Below are 3,723 nucleotides of genomic sequence, written 5' to 3' on the forward strand. Positions count from 1 at the left end.
ACCCTGTCCGTCAAACATAAAAACCCTGGAGCCCTGGGTAACTACCATTCGGTAATTTTTCTTCTTTTCATAATCAAAAACGGCGAGGGGATTCAGGTTGCCCCCGTCAAAGGATTTGGGGAAAGGGGCTACCTCCTTGCCATTCCGATCCAGGATCAGGAGTTGGGTGTTGGTCGTAAATGCCATCTGCAGGCGGCCATTCCTAAAAAGGTCCACTTGCTGAATGTCTCCCTGGATCTGACTTTCCAGGTCTTTCTTCCAATAGAGATCCCCTGCATTTGAAAACAGGTACAGGGTATTGTTTTCATCCTGTACGGCAATGTCCATAGATCCGTTCCTGTGATTCTTTAAAAATTGGGGGCGGGACGCTACAGGTGCCTCGAGGGCTTCTGTAAAAACCTCGACGACCTGGGAAGTCTCATTATCGACATAACCCGCATCGAGGAATTGATAGGATCCCAGGGAAAAGGGGTTTTCAAGGTTCCATTGGGAAGCCAGCAGATATCCGTCGGGAATCCTTTCAGCCAGCGGAGAAGTCAGAGCACCCACAATTGAGGAATCCAAAACGAGTTTGGAGTCGGTGGGGTTTTTTGAAATGAGCAGGATGCTGGACTCCGAGGCGAGATTTGTGGATAGTTTTTCAAATTCACTGCTTTTGGAAAAGGTGTCCTGCCGGTTTTTATGGCTGATCAGGCTCTGAAGTGCCTGGAGGGATGTCGAAAATATAAATGCGTCTTCCACAGTAGTATAATACTCAGGGGCATCTATGGATCTGAGCAGGGGGTCAAAAGTTTCCCTCAGCAGTTCGGATGCATCGAGGGGATAGACTAATACACCTTGAAAATCGACACCCTCACCTCTGAGAGGCCTCAGCATTTCCTCGACCAGGGAGGTGTTTAAACTATGGAGGATGAGTATTTCAGATTCTCCCCCTTCCACGATACTAATTTGTTCAATACTTTCGAGGAGTTCAGGATTGGGATTTGGGGTTCCCAATACTCTCATTTGGTTGTCCAGAAATTGTTCGGGCTGTTGAAGGGAATAAGAAATCCAGGTGTCCGCATCTCCCGGAATCAAAGTAGCGGCTCGTTGAAGGGGCAATACGGGAAGGTATGCCAACAGGGTTTGCGAAACAGCCGCACTGTCCCTTTGGCTCTGGGTGCACTGAAGACTAAAAAAAGGCTCACGAGCTATGAAATCATAGGAGGTCCAGGGCCGGGTTGTGCCCGGGGCAGGTTCCGTATATTCTGACGACGCCACTCCATAAGGGTCGGACATACGTCCCGTCAGTACCAGGGTAGCCATAGCTAAGGGATTCGAAGCGGTTAAGGCCTTTTTCAGGCTTGAAGATTCGCGCGCAGAGGCATTTAAGAAGCGATCTAAATACGCTTTGGAAGATGCCGCCACAGGGATGTTTTGGAGTTGGCTGAGGTGAACACCTGAGCTATCCGGGAGTTCCCAAAAGGTTACCTGTGGGTTTGACTGCTCGTTCATTGTAGTATCTGTTGCGGTCTTCAGGGCAGGAATCAGGAGTAGCCACTCCCCGGGGTTTGCAAGGGTATCGGAAAGGACCAAAAGGGACCCCGGAGGAGGATCCAGTTCCAATACGGCTTCGATCGATTCCCGCCAGGGGAGGGTGTCACTGCCGTGCAGGGTCTTTAAAACTTCAGAATTCCGGTACTCTGATCTAAACAGTTCAGTATTGTTGATTTTGAGTACCATTTCAGCGGACCCCGGGACGAGGTCTTCGGGTTCCATGCGTTCAGGCAGGCCCGGGTTACAGGAAATAAAAAAGAGTGTACTTATATAAAGGAATATCCTGAATGTACTCATCACTTCAGTTTCTCCACACAAAAGTACTATCTAGTAGTTGATTTTCAACTGTTCCTCCTTTAATCTGAAACTTTTTCGGTGGTAGGGTGTGGGGCCGTATTTGAGCAATGCGTTGCGATGCGCCCGGGTAGGGTAGCCTTTATTTTTGGCCCATTGGTATTCAGGGTGCAATTCATCAAGATCCTGCATAAGCTTATCCCGGGCAGTTTTGGCCAGGATGGAAGCGGCCGCGATATTCAAAAATCGGCCATCTCCCCGAATGAGACATTCGTGCGGGATTGATTTATAAGGTTTAAACCGGTTCCCATCAACTGCAATGGCTTCAGGTTTGGTTTGCAGCTGATCGAGCGCCCGGTGCATAGCCCTGATAGAGGCGTTGAGAATATTTATCTCGTCAATAGTCTCGTGAGATACATGGGCGATTCCATAGGCTACTGCCGTTTTCCGAATGAGTGAGGCCAACGTTTCCCTTTTTAGAGGGGATAATTTTTTAGAATCATTCAGGAACGGATGCGTAAAACCATCGGGTAGGATAACGGCAGCGGCAGTAACCGGACCGGCCAGACATCCTCTTCCGGCTTCGTCTGTTCCCGCCTCCATAAGGCCGCTGTGGCTTAGTTCTAGCATGTTTTCAATCTACGCAATCGATTTGTTTAAAGAAAACTAAAAAAACATTAACGAAAAAAGTTAAAATATTATGAATAATGCATGTTTTACTAAAAATTAAAAGAGAAAACATAAAAGAAAGGATTTCTTTAACATTTAGCAACCTCAGAGTGCGATCTCCTTTGGATAATTAACATAGAAATAAGATTTTTGCAACTGGCTAATTCAAAACACTTTTTAAATGAGATCAAAACTAACTTGGATTCTTACACCTTTATTGGTGCTTTTGAGTCTATCTTTCTCCTTTGCACAGGAGAGAGCGGTTTCGGGTAACGTAGTGGACCAGGACAATATCCCTCTACCCGGAGTTTCAGTGGTTGTTGTAGGAACAACACGCGGAACACAAACAGACTTTGATGGAAATTACACCATCAGGGCAAATTCTAATGAGACGCTTCGTTTCACGTATATCGGACAAACAACTGTGGATAGGCCTGTGGGCGCATCCGCAGTGATCAATGTTCAGATGCAGGAAGACGCTGAGACTTTGGAAGAGGTAGTAGTTACGGGATACCGGACTACAACCAAAGAAAAATCGAGTATTGCCTCCCAGACAATTACGTCAAAGACGATCGAGAACCGTCCGAATGCGAACGTAATTCAGACGCTATCCGGACAGGTGGCGGGTCTGGACATTAGCACCGGCAGCGGGCAACCGGGTGCAGCTCCAACAGTACGCCTTCGGGGTGTAAACTCCATTAACGGGAACACCTCTCCGCTTTTTATCATCGATGGTACGCCTGTGGATGAAGACAACTTCCGGAGTATCAACCCTCAGGATATTGCGTCTATCGATGTCCTTAAGGATGCGGGAGCCACGGCAATTTATGGAAACCGGGGTGCGAACGGGGTTGTAGTGATCAAAACCAAAGGCGGTAATTTTAACCAGCCGCTTCAGATCAACTATACGGGAATCCTTAGCTTCAGTAGCCTTCAGGACAATGATTACAACTTGATGGATTCTCAGCAGCAGTTGAACCTGGAGAACCAGCGTGGTGCAGGTCGGGGTGCGACCCTGACTCCCGAGGAAATCGCAGCAGCCCCAACATTTGACTGGGTTGATTTCTTTTTCAGGACAGGCCTTACTCAAAACCACAATATAACTTTCCAAAGTGGTAGTGAAGACTTCACCCAGTTTACTTCCCTTGGCTATTTCGACCAGGAAGGGATTCTACAGGATTCCGACCTGAAGCGCTTCAGCATCCGGAATAACACCAGCGGAAG

The 3,723-nt window shown here is 47.7% G+C and carries 3 protein-coding genes; 1 reads left to right on the plus strand and 2 read right to left on the minus strand.

What is annotated here, in order from left to right:
- The coding region (locus WBV75_RS11095; protein ID WP_424120669.1) for a hypothetical protein at window positions 1-1,833 on the minus strand (1,833 nt) is incomplete at its 3' end.
- Window positions 1,834-1,863: 30 nt separating this feature from the next.
- The gene (locus WBV75_RS11100; RefSeq protein ID WP_424120670.1) at window positions 1,864-2,460 is read right to left on the minus strand and encodes a ribonuclease HII; all 597 of its coding nucleotides are present in this window, start codon (window positions 2,458-2,460) and stop codon (window positions 1,864-1,866) included.
- Between the two features lie 220 nt (window positions 2,461-2,680).
- On the opposite strand from WBV75_RS11100, the gene WBV75_RS11105 reads away from it, so the two are divergent.
- A partial coding sequence (locus WBV75_RS11105) for a TonB-dependent receptor plug domain-containing protein (RefSeq protein WP_424120671.1) occupies window positions 2,681-3,723 on the plus strand: 1,043 nt, incomplete at its 3' end.

This window comes from Robiginitalea sp. (assembly GCF_049588695.1).
Taxonomy (GTDB): Bacteria; Bacteroidota; Bacteroidia; order Flavobacteriales; family Flavobacteriaceae; genus Robiginitalea.